The following is a 17753-nucleotide window of genomic DNA, read 5'->3' as shown; positions in this document are numbered from 1 at the left end:
ACCCCTGACTGATACACTTTTTGATACCAACGATGACAGCACCGAAACAGAACCAAGACTAAGCTCCAGACGAGCTAGTTAGCCAAGACGTGATAGAGACCCCAGCCGGGGCTGTAGTGCTCGTTGAAGCAGGTGATCCCCTCTTCGGAGCGCGGGTCCAGGTGATGGCAATTCGAACTGACCTGCCCCATCAACCCGAACGTTCCCAGCCCAGCGAGAATAACGCCCAGAAGACCCACACCGGCAGACGCCCATAAGAGACGGCCGAGTCCCTCCCCGCGAGCCAGGAAAGCCATGACGATCACGCTGAGTACCACCACAACCGACAGCACACCCGCAGTGATGGTGAAAAAGGACGCGACTGCGGCCACGGCGCCCACCGCCAACAAGGCATAAACGATTATCTTCTGCGAGTCCACTTACACCCCTTTCCTGAGCCCACAACCTGAGGGCACAGCTGCTCATCAACCACACTTTTCACACCCATTGGGGTTACATGAAACGTAGAGTACCAACGCGCTGCCCATACTGCAGTAGATGACCAATAAGAATGAGTGTTGATACCTGAACCATTTAGGGTTCATCGTCTTAACCGTGCGAAGCTGTCAGATTCCTGGCACAATGCGCTCATGAGTTCAGCCCCCACCCCCGCAGTCGAACTCTGCGATATCGCGGTAAACCTCGGCGGTTCCGACATTCTCCACGACGTTAATCTTCTGGCCACCCCCGGCCGCGTCCACGCACTACTCGGTCGCAATGGTGCCGGTAAATCCACCACGTTTAAAGCGCTCCTCGGCCTTGTCCCCCATACCGGCTCAGTGCGTATCAACGGCCAGGACTTTCGCCCGGAGCTACTCCAGCACATCGGATCTTCCATCAACGGTGCCGCCTACTACGGGCACCTGAGCGCGCGCGACAATTGCCGAGTGCACACCAAGGTCTTCGGCATCCCCGATGAGGAGGCCGACCGGGTCCTCAACGTGGTCGGACTCGGCGATACTGGCCGTAAGAAGGCACGCTCCTTTTCCACGGGTATGAAAGCCCGCCTGGCACTGGCAATCGCGCTCATTGGGTCGCCTGAGATACTCGTGCTCGATGAGCCTCAAAACGGGTTGGATCCCCAGGGCATCACGGACTTAAGGCGCATGTTGCGTGAGTTCGCCGAAGCCGGAAACACGGTGATCATCAGCTCGCACCAGTTGAGCGAGGTCTCTCGCATAGCTGACGACGTCACCGTCATCGACCAAGGAACCACCGTCTTTAGCGGCACGAAGAGCGAGTTCGTCCAAGGCGGAGACCTCGAGGATCGCTTCCTCGATCTCACCGGAGGCCACCACGGTGGAGGCGATCATGAGTGATGTCCGCCTACAGGAATCATTGCCGGGCCACCTGCGCGCCGAGCTCATTCGCCTCAAAGGCTCTGCCGCCTTGTGGTTCAGCCTCATCGGGCTGCTCGTCGGCGGCCTGAGTATCTTGCTCTCCGGCGGGGCCCGCGCCGCCGGATTTGAGTCCGCCGTGTTCTCCTGGCAGGTCATGTACTTCACCGGCATGGCGGCACCGCTGATGATGGTGCTGGCGGCAATCCAGGAATCCCGTGATCGCAAGGCGGACATGGCGGGCCTGCTCTGGCGCGGCGCCCACGCGCGCAACGCCCAGGCCGCCCGACTTTTTGGCGCCGGGCTTGCCGCATGCCTTTTCCAGGTATTCAGCTACGGCTCAATCATCCTGGTCGCCGGTTCCCCCGTCCAGGAGAGCCTTGTGGCCATGGCCTACTCCATACTCGGCGCGTGGGGATACATCGCGCTCGGCGCTCTCGTGGCTCGCGAGATGGGCATGGCAGGCGCCTTGTTCGTCGGTGTGTTGTGGCAGATCCTCGGCGGCATTTTCGCCGAGTCCCAGATCTGGTGGCTGATCCCGGCCGCTTGGCCGATCAGGATCCTGCTCGAGCCGACCGGAGTGAACTTCAACGGCACCCCCATCGAGCCGACGAATCCGGTGCTCGATGATCCTCCCCTCCTCGGCGCCCTGCTCTGCCTGCTCTTCGCGGTAGCCATGAGCGCTCTGGTGATCCGAACCGCCCAGCCCTATAAAACCTCCGGGCGCACAAAGCGCACACAGCCCTCAAAGCGCACACAAACCCCCGCAGCGCAGCACACTGCGGCGACCCAGAGCTTTGCATCGCTGTCCACGGAATCGACAGCCGGCACTCATCGCCGCGCGCAGCACCCATTCCCACTGGGAGCGGTCAACTTGGCTCTCCGCGGCTCGGGCATCTGGATACTCACAGCCCTGGCGGCCGCGATCATCATCTTCACATCGATCACTTATGACCCAGAGCTGGTCAGCCAGATCATGACCTTCACCTTGTTCCCCGTAGGTGTGGGCCTTCTGCCGGTGCTTTCCTGGCGGATCTACCAGACCGGCCACGCGCTACTGCATGTCCACAACCGGGCGGCAACACATGTGTACGTCTTCTATCACGCGCTGGTCATCACCGTTCTAGTGGCGATCCTCGCGCTGTGCCTGGTGCTTCGAGGCATGCCTCTCACAGACGTAGCGATCCGCGCGATCCTCTGGTTGCTCGTGGGCATCGCCTTGGCGTTGCTAGCGCTGACCTTGACCGTGCGCTTCGGGCCGGCGGCCGCCCTCGGCGCGCTAATCGTGTGGACGATTGTGGGTCTGACCTTGGGCGGCGACGCGCTTTCTGAAACCTTCCTGTGGATGGTCGCGGTACCCTCCTGGCCGGAGATCGGCATCGCGCCCCATCGCCGGGTCCTAGCGCTGATCCTGGCAGTAATACTCGCGGCGGCCGCTAGCGCCGCGGCGTTGCACGCCTTGCGGGCCAGCCGCCGGAGTTCATAAAGGAGTCCCCCTAAGGCTCCTCAATTTCCACGTGCAGCAGCATGCCGCCAAACAGGCTGGCGATGCCGTTGTAAACCACGGCGGCCAGCGGCGCGAGCACCGCCATGAGCACGGCGACGATCGCGCCCATCAGCGCCGCGATGGAGATCACCAGCCCGAAGCCGACGGCCTGGGTGCCGCCGACGTCGGCGAACAGGCTGTTCGCGGCATCCCAGATGCCGGCGACTTCCATGCCGATATACAGAATGGTCACGGCAATGAGCCATGCCACCAGCCCGATCAGGGACATCGCGAGCGCCACTTTGAACGCGGACAGGGGCGAAATGTGGGTCACCGCTACGGGACGTTCGGCCATAAGTTTACTCCTTTTCGTCCGTTTCTTCGTCAGACTTTACGCCAGGAAGCTCCCCTTGTGCCTCTTCCACGGACTTTTCGCCCTTGGCGACGGCATGCGCCACGTGCTCACCGTCATCTTCGACGTTGACGTCGATGGCGAGCAGCTCCACGTCGCCCTCAAGGTCGACGAGGCGCACGCCCATGGTCGCGCGTGACGACGGACGAATCTGATTCACCTCAGTACGGATGACCCCACCGGCAGACGTGATCGCGAAGATCTGATCGTCCTCGTCGACGGTGAGTGCGCCGATGAGCTTGCCGCGCTTGGGCGAGTACTTGAACGTCATCACGCCGAGGCCGCCGCGGCCCTGGGTGGCGTACTCTTCGATCGCGGTGCGCTTGCCGTAGCCGCCGGAGGTGGCCACGAGCAGGTATTCGCCGTCGTGGACGACGGTCATGGCGAGCAGCTGGTCGTCGTCACGGAAGCGCATGCCTTTCACGCCGGCGGTGGCGCGGCCCATGGGGCGCAGCTGGTCGTCGTCGGCGGTGAAGCGGATCGCCTGGCCGCGCTCAGAGACCAGGAGCAGATCGTCGCCTTCGCCGACGAGCTGGGCGCCGATCACGGCGTCGCCCTCGTTGAGGTTGATGGCGATCAGCCCGGCGTGGCGGGCGGATTCGTAGTCGGTGAGCCGGGACTTCTTCACGCGGCCGTCGCGGGTGGCCAGCACCAGGTACGGGGCGTCCTCGTAGGACTGGATCTGGATGACCTGCGCGATGCGCTCTTCGGGCTGCAGCTCCAGCAGGTTGGCGACGTGCTGTCCGCGCGCCGCGCGCCCCGCCTCGGGCAGCTCGTAGGCCTTGAGCCGGTAGACGCGGCCGAAGTTGGTGAAGAAGAGGATCCAGTCGTGGGTGGAGCAGATGAAGAAGTTCTTGACCACATCGTCCTGCTTCAGCTCCGCGCCGCGCACGCCCTTGCCGCCACGCTTCTGCGACTTGTAGGCGTCCACCTTCGTGCGCTTGGCGTAGCCGGTCTGGGTTAGGGTGACCACGACGTTTTCGCGGGCGATGAGGTCTTCGGCGTTGACTTCGCCGACGTCGGCGATGAGTTCGGTGCGCCGGTCGTCGCCGTACTTCTCGACGATCTCGCCCAGCTCCTCACGCACGATCGCACGCTGGCGCTCCTCGCGGGCGAGGATGTCCTTGTAGTCGGCGATCTTCTCTTCGATCTCGGCGAGCTCTTCGACGATCTTCTGCCGCTCCAGGGCCGCCAGGCGGCGCAGCTGCATCGCCAGGATGGCGTCGGCCTGGATTTCGTCGACGTTGAGAAGCTCGATGAGGCCGGTGCGGGCTTCCTCCACAGTCGGGGAGTTGCGGATGAGCGCGATGACCTCGTCGAGCATGTCGAGGGCCTTGACCAGTCCGCGCAGGATATGGGCGCGCTTTTCGGCCTCTTCGAGGCGGAACTGGGTGCGGCGCACGATGACGTCGATCTGGTGGGCAACGTAGAACGACAGCATCTGGTCGAGGCGCAGGGTACGCGGCACGCCGTCGACGATCGAGAGCATGTTCGCCGGGAAGCTCGTCTCGAGCTGCGAGTGCTTGTACAGGTTGTTGAGCACCACGCGGGCTACGGCGTCACGCTTGAGCGTGATCACGATCCGCATGCCCACGCGGTCCGAGGACTCGTCCTCGATCTTCGCGATGCCGCTCAGCTTGCCGCTGGCCACCTGGTCGGCGATGTTCGCGATGAGGTTATCCGGGTTGACCGCATAAGGCAGCTCGGTGATCACGATGGTCTGGCGGTTGCCGTTTTCTTCGAGCTCGGTCTCGCCGCGCATGCGGATGGAGCCGCGGCCGGTGGTGTAGGCATCGTGGATGCCCTTGGTGCCGACGATCTTCGCCGCCGTCGGGAAATCCGGGCCCTTGACGTACTTCATGCACGCCTCGAGCTTCTCGTTGTCGCTCGCGTCCGGGTTATCGAGCAGCCAGAAGATCGCCTCGCCCAGCTCGCGCAGGTTGTGCGGCGGGATGTTGGTGGCCATGCCGACGGCGATACCGTTCGAGCCGTTCATCAAAAGGTTCGGCACGCGCGAGGGCAGGACGTCCGGTTCCTGGGTCTTGCCGTCGTAGTTCGGGGAGAACTCCACGGCGTTTTCGCGGATGTCGCGGACCATCTCCATCGCGAGCGGAGTGAGCTTGCACTCCGTATAACGCATGGCGGCCGGGCCGTCGTTGCCGCGGGAACCGAAGTTACCTTGGCCGTCGACAAGCGGGTAGCGCATCGACCAGGGCTGCGCGAGGCGCACGAGCGTGTCGTAGATGGCGCTGTCGCCGTGCGGGTGGAACTGACCCATCGTGTCCGAGACGGGGCGCGAGGACTTCACGTAGCTACGCTCGGGGCGGTAGCCGGAGTCGTACATCGCGTAGATGATGCGGCGGTGGACGGGCTTCATGCCGTCGCGGACCTCGGGCAGGGCGCGGCCGACGATCACGCTCATCGCGTAATCGATGTAGCTGGTCTGCATCTCCTGGTTGAGGTCGATGGGCACGATGCGGTCGAAACCACCGCCGTCGCCGGAGCCAATGCCGGAACCTGGGGTGTCGCTGCTCATGGGCACCTTCTCTGCAATCTGACAAAGAGCAATGGAACACTCCTACTCTACCCCTTGAGATGCGCTGATACGGCTTGCATGCCCGCAATGTGGTATCAGACTACTACCATTTTGTCCTATGGCCATGACCTTGAGACTGACCCCCGAGCAAGACCACGCACTGACCCTCCTCGCCGCCGCCCACGGCAGCAGCAAACACCAAGCGGCCGCCTATGCCATCGTCAGCACCGCCGCCCGCACGCTGGACGACGCCCGCGTCGCCGCCCTCGCCCGCGACACGCTCGACGAGTACCGCCGCACCGAGAACCGCATCCGCCAGGCAGGCCAGCGGTGAGCCCGGAGCAACTTCTCGCCCTGGCGGATATCTTCACCGCTGAATACCCCGCCCGCGTGCGCAGCTACTCGGCGCTGGTCGCGGCAGCAAGCGTGACGACGGCCCGCCTCCACGGCGTCGCCGTACTCACCTCCCCAACGCACACCTCGGCGGCGCTGGCGGAGACCCTGCGCCGGCTCGAGCCGCTGACCTCGTCGAATGCGGAGTTCGCGGCCTTTTGCGCCCGGGTCTATGAGCGCCGGGCGGCCGGCGAGGGCGATTTTTAAGTGGCGAAGTGGCGACAGCCCGCCGCCATGTGTTAATTTTGAGGACGTTGTGGCTGCAGAAACTGGTGAGGTTTTCTGTGGCGGAAGAGCTGCAACCCTCTGGGTCGCCATAGTTTTTCGCACAGCACCATCTGGCAGTGTTGTGTTCTAAACTATAGCGACCACCGCTTTTTCTGATCAACTTCCTCGATCCGTGAGAGGCCATCCGATGAGCCACCTCGCCCTCCTGCTGGAATCCGAGCGCCGCCGCCCCGTCATTCGCGATCTCGCCCAGCTCATCGACAAAGCTGTCACCCACTCCACCGGCCTGCGCGCCCGCGCGCTCAAGACCGGCCTGCACGCAGCTCAGCGCATCCGGGCTGACCTCGTGCCCGAAGCCATCGACCGCCTGCTTCCCGATGTCCTGGGCGATCTCGAACACTACTGGCAGAGCTACGAAGCCGGAAGCCGCAACGAGGAGACAGACTTCGGCTCTTACCTCGCCCCACATACGGATGAGGTCGCCGCTTCCTTGGTGTCGACGGCCGATGGGGCCGTGGACAGGGTTAACAACCGCGCACTCGTGAAGATCTATCACTCTCTACGCGCTCGCGGCGGGCGCATGATCTCACCGCACGTACCGGAGCTCGGCCGGGTTGTCGAGCGCCATATGCGTGGCTAGCGGCGTCGCCAAGCAATTCCTGCCACGATCAGCGCCGCGATGAGTAGCACGCCCGACAGCCAGGTCAGCGGGTTGCGCCACACCTGGCCGGAATCCGGGTCCTTGATGCCGGGCGCCACGTTGTAGGTGTGCTCTACTTCTTCGAGCTGCTCCTGCTCGGCCGCGGCGGCCTGGGGGTCATAAACGGGGCCCTGGGTACCCGGCGGCGGGGTCTCGCCGCGGGCGGCGGCGAAGACCTTATAGCCGACCTCATCGTCGCTGCTGTTGGTCACCGCGAGGATCACGTGGCCGTCGAGGAAGCCGGTGGTGCGGGTCTTCAGGCGCGCGTTGACGTTGCCGGGATGCATCGGCGGGCGCTGGCCGAATAGGACGCTGTCCTCGCTGCCGTCGGCGGCCAGCTGCTTATCGCCGACGACCACCATGTACTCGTCAATCCGGTTGTACAGCGCGAAGCTCAGCTCGCCGCCGCTCGCCGAGGGCTTCGTGATCATCGCCTGCGCATCCACCGCCTCCATCCACTCCAGCGGCACCTCGTGATACTGCGTCTGACCAGCGTCGATGGTGCCCTCGATGGCGGTGTCAGCGCTGCGTTCATCCACGGGCTTTAACGCGTCCGCGAAGCGCAGCTTCGGGCGGTCGATCTCCTCGAAGTCGCCGGCGTCGACGACCTCCGGCACGGCCGTGAGCGTGAGCTTCACGGGCACGCTCGTATCGTCCTCGGCGGCCTGCGGGTTGAGGCGGAGGAAGGTCTCGCGCTCATAGGAGCGGTTTTCGGGTCCCATCGGATCGGAGATCAAAAACCCGGAGCGCAGGCCCTTTCCCTCGCTTTCGGCGTTCATGGTCGGGCTGATGTCGAAGTCGGAGAGGTAGCCTTGATCGTCGATAAGATCGGCGGTGAGCTGGACGGAAGAATCCACCGCGTGCGGCTCGAGCGTGAAGCCCACGTGCAGGCGGTGTCCCTGCGGGATCTCCACCTTCATATACGCGATGTCGTCGGTGTTCTCGGCGCCCTTGGCCGCCTCGAGTTCGACCTCGTAGCGCTCGGGCTCATCCAGGGTGCCGACGATCATGTCCACCGCCTGCTCGAAGTCCTGGGCCTCTCTCAGGTCGACGGGATCGCCGGCATCGGCCGGTTGGGCCACCGCCGGAGCCTCGAAGCCCAGGCTCAGCGCGGAGAAAGCAGCGACGGTGGTTAAGGATACAAAACGCCTACGCATGGCTCCATCATCGCATCTCAAAAGCTTTGTCGGGGGCGTTTAGGAAGTGATGTGCGTCGGCGTGCTGGCCCGGACTAGATATCCAGGAAACTAGATATCCAGGAAGCGGACGTCCTTCGCCTTGCGGGTGATGAAGGAGCGGCGGGCGGCGACGTCGTCGCCCATGAGGACGCTGAAGAGCTCGTCGGCACGCTGGGCGTCTTCCATCTCCACCTGGCGCAACACGCGGGTCTCGGGGTTGAGGGTGGTCTCCCAGAGCTCGGAGGCGTTCATCTCACCGAGGCCCTTGTAGCGCTGGATGCCGTCATCGGTGTTGATCTTGCGCCCGGCGTTGAGGCCTTCCTCTAGAAGCTCGTCGCGCTCGGCGTCCGAGTAGGCGTAGCCGGCCTCGCCCTTGCTCCACTTGAGCTTGTACAACGGCGGGTTCGCCAGGTAGACGTGACCGTTTTCGATGAGCTGCGGCATGAAGCGGAAGATCAGCGTCATGAGCAGCGTGGCGATGTGCTGGCCGTCGACATCGGCATCCGCCATGAGCACGAACTTGCTGTAGCGCAGCTTGTTGATGTCGAATTCCTCGTGGATACCGGTTCCGAGCGCCGTGATGATCGCCTGGACCTCGTTGTTCTTGAGCACCTTGTCCATGCGCGCCTTCTCGACGTTGAGGATCTTGCCGCGAATCGGCAGGATCGCCTGGAACATCGAGTCGCGGCCCTGCTTGGCGGAGCCGCCGGCGGAGTCACCCTCCACCACGAAGAGCTCGGTCTGGTCGGCGTTCTTGGAGCGGCAGTCGGCGAGCTTGCCGGGCAGGCCGCCGATGTCGTGGGCCGACTTCCGGCGCACCAGATCCCGCGCCTTGCGCGCGGCCACGCGGGCCTGCGACGACGCAATGGCCTTGTTGACCACAGACTTCGCCTCGGCGGGGTTCGCGTCGAACCAGAAGCTCAAGTGCTCGTTGACGGTGCGCTGGACGAAAGACTTGATCTCGGTGTTGCCGAGCTTGGTCTTCGTCTGGCCCTCGAACTGCGGGTCGGCGACCCGTACGGAGATCACCGCAGCCAGGCCCTCACGGCAGTCATCGCCGGTGAGGTTCGGGTCCTTCTCCTTGAGCAGCTTGTGGTCGCGGGCATAGCGGTTCATCAGCGACGTCAGCGCAGAGCGGAAGCCCTCTTCGTGCGTGCCGCCCTCGTAGGTGTTGATGGTGTTCGCAAACGTGTGGACGGATTCCTTGAAGCTGCCGTTCCACTGCATCGCGATCTCGACCTCGTGCTCATCGGCCTTCGCCTCGAGGGCGATCACCGAGGGATGCACCGGGGTCTTGGAGTTGTTCAGGTGGTGAACGTAGTCGACCAAGCCCTCCGGGTAGTGATAAGTCACGGTGCGCTCGCGCTTGGTCTTCGGCTTCTCCAGGTCCTCGTCGACCGGGGTGGCCTCGGAATCTCCCTGCTTCGCCAGCGCCTCGTCGTCGAAAGAGTCCCCGTCGACGACCTGCGCGGTATCCCCCTCCTCAGCGAGCGCTTCGAGCTCGAGCTCCTCGTCGGAGACGCGCTCGTCGCGAAGCGTAATAGTAAGGCCCTTGTTCAGAAACGCCATCTCCTGCAGGCGCTTCGCGATGGTGTCGTAGCTGAACTCCGTGGTTTCGAAGATCTCCGGGTCCGGCCAGAAGCGCACCGAGGTACCGGTGCCGCGGGCATTGGAGCCTTCGACCAAATCCTCGGGCACCGCGTTGGTGAAGTTCTGGTACCAGTGCTTGCCCTCGCGCTTGATGTGGGTCTCGACCCGCGTCGACAGCGCGTTGACCACCGAGATGCCCACGCCGTGCAGGCCGCCGGAGACCGCGTAGGAATCCGAGTCGAACTTGCCGCCGGCGTGCAGCTGGGTCATGACGACCTGCACCGTCGGTACGCCCGAGGCGTGCATCTCGACGGGAATACCGCGACCGTTATCGACGACCTCGACACCGCCATCCTCCAACAGGGTGACGGTGACCTTGTCGGCGTACCCGGCCATGGCCTCGTCCACCGAGTTATCGACGACCTCCCACACCAGGTGGTGCAGGCCGCGGGCGCCCGTCGAACCGATATACATACCGGGGCGCTTGCGCACAGCCTCCAGCCCCTCAAGGATGGTGATCGATGAGGCGTCATAGTGGGGCTCAGTGTTTGCCACGGGGCTGACACTCCCTAAAAATTCCGAGAAGCGATTCTAGACCTTTTCATTCTACACACCCTCACTCGCCCCTTGATCGGAGCTTCGGAGCGTGTAAGGCACCAATTTCAGCGCCTGTGCGCGTTTTCCCAGGTCACTTTCGGGCACCTATCAATCCCTTACCCATAGGTATCGCGCGGGCCTCGGCCCTTCACGTGCAGCGGGCCTTTGCGCCAGCTCGGCGCCTTCGGGCCGAAGATCTTCAGCTCGGTGATCACGCCGGGGCCGATCTTCTTCGCGATCTCCGACAGAATCGTCGACTGCATGTACTTCAGGTTCGTCGCCCACGCGGTCGAGGTGCAGGTGACGAACACCTTGCCTTCCTTAATCATCTCCACCGTCGTATGCTGCGCGATCTGCTCGCCGACCAGCGTCTCCCAGTGCCCGGAGACCCAGCCGTGCGCCAGCTCGTGCTGCCAACCACGTTGGGCAATCTCCTTGCCGACGACCGTCCCCATCCTCGGCACATCCAGCGGCCGGCGCTTAGCCCTGCCGTCCGGACCGGTGGGGCGGCCGCGTCGGAACCTGCGCCGGCTTAACGACGGAATCTCCACCCCCGGCACCGTCGCCTCCGCACCGTTCGGCTGCGCGTCGCTTAAGGCCTTATAATTCTGCCGCCGCAGGTCCGGGACGTTCTTTCCGCGGCGCTTCGCGGCCTTACGCATCTCCTCGAAGGCATGCGAGACGGCGTCGTCTGTCATTGCGCCTCCTTCGCGCGGCTGATCCGCGAGACCCTGCCTTCGTCCGTGTCGTCTGTGACCACGTTATAACGCTCGATCACCTCGCCGGCGAGATTTACCGGCAAATCCTCGTCAACCGCCGCGGTGATGAAGACCTGCTCCACCCCCGCCGCCAGCTGGACGAGCTTTTCGCGGCGCCGCGCGTCGAGCTCGGCGAAAACATCGTCGAGCAGCAGAAGCGGATCCGAACCGGCGTTCTGTTTGAGCAGCTCGAACTCCGCCAGACGCAGGCTGAGCGCCAGCGACCACGTCTCGCCGTGGCTGGCGAAACCCTTCGCGGGCTGATCGCCGAGATCGAGCAGCAGATCATCGCGGTGCGGCCCGACCAGCGACGTGCCGCGCTCGATCTCCTTGTGACGGTGCGCGCCGAGCTCGCTGAGCAGCGCCGCCTCCAGGATCTCGGAGGTGATCGCCTCGTCGTCGCCGAGCATCTCGTTGACTTGCTTCTCGACGGTCGAGCGGTACCGCGTCGCCGCCGGCCGCGACTCCGGGGCGATCGCGTGGTAGGAGCGGGTGATAAGGGGGCCGAGGTCGTCGAGAAGCTCGAGGCGGGCGGCGGTGACCTGCGCGCCGAGGCGGGCGAGCTCGGCGTCCCACACGTCCAGGGTGGCCAGCGCGGAGGCGCCGTCGGCATCCTCGTAGCCGCGGCGCAGGTCCGCCCCGGCGCTCTTCAGCAACGCGCCGCGCTGACGCAACACGCGGTCATATTCGGCTTTCACCCCAGCGAGCCGCGGCGTGCGGGCGGCGATGAGATTATCCATGAACTTGCGACGCTCCGCCGGCTCGCCGCGCACCAGCGCGAGATCCTCTGGGGCGAAGAGCACCGAATGGGTCACGCCGAGCAGCTCGCGGGGGCTTTTCAGCCGCGTGCGGTTGATCTGCGCGAGGTTCGCACCCTGTGGCTTGATGAGCAGATGCGAGGTCAGCTCCCGACCCTGGTTCACGGTGGTGGCCGACAGCCGCGCGTTCGGCTGGCCGGTGCGCACCAGCGGCGCATCCTGCGCAATCCTATGCGAGGACAGATGCGCCAGATAGCCAATGGCCTCGATGATGTTCGTCTTGCCGAAGCCGTTGCGGCCGACAAACAGCGTCACCCCGGGGCGCAGGTCCAAAGACAGCTCCGGCCACGAGCGGAAGTCCCGCAGATCCAGCTGGCGAATGTGCACTGCGGCCGCGGCCTAACCCGGCAGACGCACCGGCATGAGCAGGTAGGTGAAGCTCGTCTCCGGTGTCGGGAAGTTGCCCTCGTTGTCGGCTTCGGGCAGCTCGTCGGGCTCCGGGATGAGGATCGCGGGTCGCGAGGGCTCCGTGAAACCGAAAACGACCCTCTCGGTGCGCACCACCGACAGGCCGTCCTTAAGGTAGCTCGGGTTGAACGCGGTGATCAGGTGATCGCGGCCGGTAAACGCGGCGGGGATGACCTCCTCCGCGTGGCCGGAGTCCACACCGCCGGCCGATAGGATCACCTGGCCCTCGGAGAACTCCATGCGGATCTGCGCGTTGCGATCCGTCACCAGCGACACACGCCGAATCGCGTCCTGCAGCGGCGCGATCTCGACGGACGCGAGCGAGGTGTGCGTCGTGGGCAGAAGCGGCGCGATGTTCGGGAACTCCGCATCCAGCATGCGGGTGGTGGTCTCGCGATTATCCGAGTGCAGACCGAACAGCCCGTCGCCGCCGACCGTCTCACCAGTGCCGACGGCGATCTCCACCGGGTCGTTCAAACTCGTATCCAGCGTGCGCGCGTTGTCCTGCAGCGACTTCGCCGGCACGAGCAGCCTGGCCTGGATGCTTGTCGACGACGGGTTCCACTCCACGTTCCGGATCGCGAGACGGAAGCGGTCGGTGGCGGCCAGGGTGACCTTCTCGCCGGTGATCTCGATGTTGACGCCGGTGAGCATGGGCAGGGTGTCGTCGCGACCCGCGGCCACCGCCACCTGGGTCACCGCATCGACGAACAGGGAGGGATCGATGGTGCCGGTGACCTCGGGCAAGGTGGGCAGCTGCGGGTAGTCGTCGAGCGGGATCAGGGGCAGCTCGAAGCGGGAGGAGCGACAGGCCAGCAGGAGTTTCTGACCGTCGACTTCCAGTTCGACCGGCTTGTTCGGCAGCGTGTTGACGATCTCCGAGAGCAGCTTGCCCGCCACCGCGATGCGGCCCGGTTCGGCGATCTCCGCCGGCAGGGTGACCCGGGTGGAGATCTCATAATCGAAGCCGGCGAGCTCCAAGCCCTCGTCGGTCGCGGTCATGACCATCGCGCGCAGGACCGGTTGGGTGGCCTTCGTCGGCAGGTTGCGAGCGACCCACGCGACGGCGTTGGCGAGATCGTCGCGAGAGACGCGAAACGACACCGATTGTGAATCCATGATCTCCTCAGGCTCCCTGATTTCCCTCAAATGACAGCCTCCAACGTACCCCAGCGCGCAGAAGTCTTGTCATTCAGGCGAGCGGCTTGATGAGTGGTCGGTGCTGTGAGCGCGGGTGGCGTTGCGAGGGTTTTCCCCACATCCCGTTTCCTTTAGAAGAATTACAAGTAATAAGAGAGTAAGAGCAGTAAGTCCTGTTGAATCTGGGGACAAAGGCCCAAACGTCGAGGTGGCGACGGCGCGTCGGGATGTGTGGATCGTTGTGGATAACTTGCGGATAAACCGGCTCGGGTGTGGATAACTTTTCTGTCGGTTGAAATCTCCACAGTGGCAATCTTGTTATCCACCGTCCATACACAGGAGTTTTGGGGTTATCCACAGGGCGCTCACCTGGGGTTTTCTTTGTGTGGTGTGGACCACTTGAGTGAGGAAACTCTCTAAGTACACCGACGTAATTACACAGGTGTGGAAGAGTCTGTGGATAACTCTAAAGGCTGGGCTCGCTGTTATGGAGCGCTAGCTAAGGTGCGTGTCCCGCTCTTCGGCGCGTTTTGAGTTTGCTGCTGCACAAACCCTTGAACGAAGATGCTTGAGGGGAGCGTCCGGTCAAGTCCGCGGGAGTGGTGTATCTGTCCTTCCTGAATCATTGGAATCTAGTGGAGGGGGTGTCGGGGACCGGCGCGGGCTGGGTTGCTGTGCATTAGGCCGCTCCCTCGGTCGTGACGGTGTTGCTCGCGTCGACGGTGTTGGCGACGATAAGCTTTCGGGTTTGTTCCAGGCTTGCCAGTGACATGTAGCGCTTTTGTTGAATCCAATCATCATGCTGCTCGGCGAGCACTGCCCCGACGAGTCGTACTACCGCGGCCCGATTGGGGAAGATGCCGACAACGTCAGTACGCCGGCGGATTTCCCGGTTGAGTCGTTCCGTCGGGTTATTCGACCACACCTTCGTCCACACAGCTTTCGGCGTGTTCGTGAACGCTAAGATCTCATCCAACGACTCTTCCACGTATCCGGCTACTTCTGGGAAACGCTGGTGACAGAACTCTACTACTTCCCGGGCTTGGTCCCACGTGGACCTGGCGTCGGCTTGCTGAAAAATGGAATGAAACATCCCCGACAACGTCGTCCACCCGCGCTTGGAAACTTTCGAGGAAAGGTTCTTGGCAAAATGCGTTCGGCACCGCTGCCAACCGGCAGTAGGAAGAACTTGGCCGACAGCGGCCTGGATACCCAGGTGGGCATCACTAGTGACGAGGTAGACTTCACCAAGTCCGCGGGCTTTTAAGTCCTGGAAGAACCCGGTCCAAGATTCCACGGACTCTGATGTTGCTACTTGCATGCCCAAAAGCTCCCGGTAGCCGTCGTTATTGACACCGGTGGCAATAAGCACGCTGGTCGTGACTACCCGTCCGCCTTCACGAACTTTCATGGTCACCGCATCACAGGACAGGTAGTAGTACGGGCCCTGATCAAGCGGGCGGGTTCGAAACTCCTCGACCATGATGTCGAGTTCTTTGGCCATGTCAGAGACCTGGGACTTCGACAGGTTGGTGATCCCCAGTGTTGCGACCAGGTCGTTCATCCTGCGGGTGGAGACACCCTTTAAGTAGCAGGTGGCGATCACTGTGGTCAGGGCCCGTTCGGTTCTGCTGCGTCGTTCCACAAGCCAATCAGGAAAGAAGCTCCCGGTGCGTAGTTTTGGGATAGCGACGTCAATGGAGCCGACACGGGTGTCGAGTTGGCGGTGACGGTAGCCATTGCGGGTGTTGGTGCGCTGCGGAGAAACAGTGGCGTAGTCAGCACCGCAGACGCTGTCGGCCTGAGCCGAGAGGATTTGGTTGATGAAGTCCGAGAGCATTTGGCGCATCAAATCTGGGGACGCTTGAGTCAGTAGCTCTTCGAGATACGCGGTCGGATCGATATGATGAGGGTCAGCGGCCATCGCAGGGTACTTCCTTTCGAGGATAGGTAGAAGTTGATTCGAAAGGTACCCGCGATGGTCGCCTTCATGCACACCGGCACAAGACTTACCGCGGGCTACAGATACACCACGCTAACGGACGCAACCGAGCGTCCTTCAAGGGTTTGCGTGTTCGCGCCGCGGAACCGACCGCGACCGGGGTTGAGTCCCGGCATCCGCATGCCGTGCTAGCGCTGGTCGAAATCACCCTCATAGAAAGGGCTCTCGCGAGGTCGAGATCAGCACTCCTTTAGGGGAGGCTGCTTTCGACCAGGCGAGCGCGCGGGCGCTTGAAGCGGATGTGATGGGCTCCATACGGGACTGTTGGGGAAGGTGTGACTGGTGGTGCGACTGACTGTCAGTGCCTGACGTGCCGCACACCGATCCCGTATACCGTGCTAGCGCTGGTCGAATTCACCCTTATAGAAAGGAGTCCTCCTTTCGACCGCGCGGGACTCCTTTAGGGGCGACTCCTTTCGACCAGGCGTGCGAACGCGCGCGAACGCCACCCAAACTACCGCCGCGAGCGGTTCTTGATCAGCTGGGTGAGGTGCTGGATCTCGTCGTAGGTGTCGCGCTTTTCAGTCATTTCGCCGCGGATCTTCTTATCGGCATACATGACCGTCGTGTGGTCTTTGCCGCCGAACTCTTGGCCGATCTTCGGCAGCGAGAGATCGGTCAGCTCGCGGCAGAGGTACATCGCCAGCTGTCGGGCGTGCGCGACGGCCCGGGTCTTGCCGGTGCCGATCAGGGTGTCGACATCAATGTCGAAGTACTCCGCCGTCGTGTCCTTGATGGCGGCGGCGGTGATTTCGACGTCGGCGTCCGGGAGAATATCGCGCAGCGCGACCTCCGCGACCTGCATGGTGATCGGCTCGCGGATGAGCGACGCATAAGCGGTCACTCGGATGAGCGCGCCCTCGAGCTCGCGGATCGAGGACTCGAACTGCGAGGCGATGAGCTCGAGGACGGATCGTTCCACCAGGTTGCGATCGGCGGCGGCCTTCTTCTCCAGGATCGCGATGCGCGTTTCCAGATCCGGCGGCTGCACGTCGGTGATCAGACCGCCCTCGAAGCGGGTGCGCAGCCTTTCCTCCAGCGTGGTCAGCTCGCGCGGCGGGCGATCCGAGCTCAGGATGATCTGCTTATCCGCCTGGTGTAAGGCGTTGAAGGTGTGGAAGAACTCTTCCTGGGTGCCTTCCTTGCCCTCGAGGAACTGGATGTCGTCGACCATGAGGATGTCCAAGTTCCGGTAGCGGCGCTTGAAGGACTCCTGGCGATCGTCACGCATCGAGTTGATGTAGTCGTTCGTGAACTCCTCACTCGAGACGTACTTGATCCGCAGGTTCGGCTGGAGGAGCTGGGCGTAGTTGCCCGCGGCATGCAAAAGGTGCGTCTTGCCAAGACCCGACCCACCCCAAATAAACAGCGGGTTATATGCCCTGGCCGGGGCCTCGGCCACCGCGACCGCCGCGCCGTTGGCGAAGCGGTTCGACGAGCCCACCACGAAGGTCTCGAAGGTGTACTTCGGGTTTAGGCTGGTCTCGCGGTTCGGATCGTGCGAGGGCTCCTCGCGCGGCAGGCGCTTCGGCGCGGGCACGGTGGGATGATTGCGCTTCTCGACGTCCTGCGCATGACTCTGAGCCAGCTCGTCCAGATTCATCGGGATCTGGGTGCCCGGCTCATGATGCTTGCGCGCCGGCCGCGGCGCAGGCGCAGGCTCCGCCGCCGGCGCCGAGTGCTCGGCCACCGGCGGCGTCGTCGGCGCGACGGTGACCGCGAGGATGCAGGGGCTGCCCATGCGCCGGCCGAGCTGCTCGGCGATGTACTGGCCGAGTTCGTTTTCTACGACCTCCTTGGCCTGCGCGTTGGGGGCGGTGAGCACGGCGTAGCCGTTGACCATCGCGGCGGGGCGCACCGCCTGGAGGTAGATGCGTTGCAGGTGGGTGAACGTCGGCACGGAGGAATCCGGTCGTTCCGACGCCGCGAGTAGTTCGTTGACTACCTCGGTCCAGGTGCCGTGCAACTGGGTGGCGGGATCGGTCACGGCGTTTCCTGCTTTCTCGGGTCGTTGGCGGCTTGTTGTTCACACGGGGCGGTGGATGGAATTTCGGGCGCCGACCACGTATTCCACACACTTATCCACAGGTGTGGACAGTCTATCCGGTCGGGTTATCCACAACCTATCCCC

15 protein-coding genes are annotated in these 17753 nt (G+C 63.5%); 5 read left to right on the top strand and 10 right to left on the bottom strand.

Annotation, left to right across the window (positions count from 1 at the left end; all coding sequences use genetic code 11):
• Positions 1–74: 74 nt before the first annotated feature.
• Entirely contained in the window at positions 75–419 is a 345-nt protein-coding gene (locus C3B44_RS00075; RefSeq protein ID WP_108430570.1) for a hypothetical protein, read from the bottom strand.
• A gap of 210 nt (positions 420–629) precedes the next feature.
• Between C3B44_RS00075 and C3B44_RS00070 the strand changes: the two genes are divergently transcribed.
• Positions 630–1358 carry an ATP-binding cassette domain-containing protein gene (locus C3B44_RS00070; RefSeq protein ID WP_108430569.1) on the top strand — a complete coding sequence of 243 codons (729 nt, stop codon included), beginning with the start codon at positions 630–632 and terminating at the stop codon, positions 1356–1358.
• Positions 1351–2862: an ABC-2 family transporter permease gene (locus C3B44_RS00065; protein ID WP_146183488.1), complete on the top strand. Its 1512-nt coding sequence runs from the start codon at positions 1351–1353 to the stop codon at positions 2860–2862. Before C3B44_RS00070 ends, C3B44_RS00065 begins: the two co-directional genes overlap by 8 nt.
• A 10-nt stretch (positions 2863–2872) precedes the next feature.
• Here the strand turns inward: C3B44_RS00065 and C3B44_RS00060 are convergent, their stop codons facing one another.
• Entirely contained in the window at positions 2873–3217 is a 345-nt protein-coding gene (locus tag C3B44_RS00060; RefSeq protein WP_108430567.1) for a DUF3566 domain-containing protein, read from the bottom strand.
• A gap of 4 nt (positions 3218–3221) precedes the next feature.
• The gene (gyrA, locus tag C3B44_RS00055) at positions 3222–5810 is read right to left on the bottom strand and encodes a DNA gyrase subunit A (protein ID WP_108430566.1); all 2589 of its coding nucleotides are present in this window, start codon (positions 5808–5810) and stop codon (positions 3222–3224) included.
• A 118-nt stretch (positions 5811–5928) separates the two neighbouring features.
• Here gyrA and C3B44_RS00050 point away from each other — a divergent pair, with 118 nt between their 5' ends.
• The 3 genes from C3B44_RS00050 to C3B44_RS00040 all read left to right on the top strand — a co-directional run bounded on the left by C3B44_RS00050 (position 5929) and on the right by C3B44_RS00040 (position 7071).
• Positions 5929–6144: a DUF892 family protein gene (locus tag C3B44_RS00050; protein ID WP_108430565.1), complete on the top strand. Its 216-nt coding sequence runs from the start codon at positions 5929–5931 to the stop codon at positions 6142–6144.
• Positions 6141–6410, top strand: a complete 270-nt coding sequence (locus tag C3B44_RS00045) for a TetR family transcriptional regulator (RefSeq protein WP_108430564.1) — start codon at positions 6141–6143, stop codon at positions 6408–6410. The genes C3B44_RS00050 and C3B44_RS00045 overlap by 4 nt, the downstream gene beginning before the upstream one ends.
• 208 nt (positions 6411–6618) lie before the next feature.
• Positions 6619–7071 carry a DUF6918 family protein gene (locus C3B44_RS00040; RefSeq protein WP_108430563.1) on the top strand — a complete coding sequence of 151 codons (453 nt, stop codon included), beginning with the start codon at positions 6619–6621 and terminating at the stop codon, positions 7069–7071.
• Here C3B44_RS00040 and C3B44_RS00035 read toward each other — a convergent pair.
• From C3B44_RS00035 to dnaA, 7 genes are all read right to left on the bottom strand, one after another.
• Positions 7068–8288: a hypothetical protein gene (locus C3B44_RS00035; protein ID WP_108430562.1), complete on the bottom strand. Its 1221-nt coding sequence runs from the start codon at positions 8286–8288 to the stop codon at positions 7068–7070. The genes C3B44_RS00040 and C3B44_RS00035 overlap by 4 nt on opposite strands.
• Positions 8289–8378: 90 nt before the next feature.
• Positions 8379–10454, bottom strand: a complete 2076-nt coding sequence (gyrB, locus tag C3B44_RS00030; RefSeq protein ID WP_108430561.1) for a DNA topoisomerase (ATP-hydrolyzing) subunit B — start codon at positions 10452–10454, stop codon at positions 8379–8381.
• 158 nt (positions 10455–10612) lie between these two features.
• Positions 10613–11194 carry a DciA family protein gene (locus C3B44_RS00025; RefSeq protein WP_108430560.1) on the bottom strand — a complete coding sequence of 194 codons (582 nt, stop codon included), beginning with the start codon at positions 11192–11194 and terminating at the stop codon, positions 10613–10615.
• Positions 11191–12399, bottom strand: a complete 1209-nt coding sequence (recF, locus tag C3B44_RS00020; RefSeq protein WP_108430559.1) for a DNA replication/repair protein RecF — start codon at positions 12397–12399, stop codon at positions 11191–11193. The genes C3B44_RS00025 and recF overlap by 4 nt, the downstream gene beginning before the upstream one ends.
• A gap of 12 nt (positions 12400–12411) precedes the next feature.
• The gene (dnaN, locus tag C3B44_RS00015) at positions 12412–13599 is read right to left on the bottom strand and encodes a DNA polymerase III subunit beta (RefSeq protein WP_108430558.1); all 1188 of its coding nucleotides are present in this window, start codon (positions 13597–13599) and stop codon (positions 12412–12414) included.
• 700 nt (positions 13600–14299) lie between these two features.
• On the bottom strand, positions 14300–15544 hold the full coding sequence (locus C3B44_RS00010; RefSeq protein WP_108430557.1) for an IS256 family transposase: 1245 nt from the start codon (positions 15542–15544) through the stop codon (positions 14300–14302).
• Positions 15545–16076: 532 nt separating this feature from the next.
• Positions 16077–17609 carry a chromosomal replication initiator protein DnaA gene (dnaA, locus tag C3B44_RS00005; protein WP_108430556.1) on the bottom strand — a complete coding sequence of 511 codons (1533 nt, stop codon included), beginning with the start codon at positions 17607–17609 and terminating at the stop codon, positions 16077–16079.
• Positions 17610–17753: the final 144 nt, after the last annotated feature.

The organism is Corynebacterium yudongzhengii, assembly GCF_003065405.1.
Lineage (GTDB): Bacteria > Actinomycetota > Actinomycetes > Mycobacteriales > Mycobacteriaceae > Corynebacterium > Corynebacterium yudongzhengii.
The sequence above is the reverse complement of the archived record's forward strand: the minus strand, read 5'-3'. Positions and strand labels throughout refer to the sequence as shown.

What these genes read in the sequence shown, in the direction of transcription:
- C3B44_RS00065 (WP_146183488.1), top strand. Translation starts at nt 1,351, where the DNA reads ATGAGTGATGTCCGCCTACAGGAATCATTGCCGGGCCACCTGCGCGCC.
- dnaN (WP_108430558.1), bottom strand. Translation starts at nt 13,599, where the DNA reads ATGGATTCACAATCGGTGTCGTTTCGCGTCTCTCGCGACGATCTCGCC.
- C3B44_RS00060 (WP_108430567.1), bottom strand. Translation starts at nt 3,217, where the DNA reads ATGGCCGAACGTCCCGTAGCGGTGACCCACATTTCGCCCCTGTCCGCG.
- C3B44_RS00050 (WP_108430565.1), top strand. Translation starts at nt 5,929, where the DNA reads ATGGCCATGACCTTGAGACTGACCCCCGAGCAAGACCACGCACTGACC.
- C3B44_RS00025 (WP_108430560.1), bottom strand. Translation starts at nt 11,194, where the DNA reads ATGACAGACGACGCCGTCTCGCATGCCTTCGAGGAGATGCGTAAGGCC.
- C3B44_RS00010 (WP_108430557.1), bottom strand. Translation starts at nt 15,544, where the DNA reads ATGGCCGCTGACCCTCATCATATCGATCCGACCGCGTATCTCGAAGAG.
- C3B44_RS00070 (WP_108430569.1), top strand. Translation starts at nt 630, where the DNA reads ATGAGTTCAGCCCCCACCCCCGCAGTCGAACTCTGCGATATCGCGGTA.
- C3B44_RS00035 (WP_108430562.1), bottom strand. Translation starts at nt 8,288, where the DNA reads ATGCGTAGGCGTTTTGTATCCTTAACCACCGTCGCTGCTTTCTCCGCG.
- gyrA (WP_108430566.1), bottom strand. Translation starts at nt 5,810, where the DNA reads ATGAGCAGCGACACCCCAGGTTCCGGCATTGGCTCCGGCGACGGCGGT.
- C3B44_RS00040 (WP_108430563.1), top strand. Translation starts at nt 6,619, where the DNA reads ATGAGCCACCTCGCCCTCCTGCTGGAATCCGAGCGCCGCCGCCCCGTC.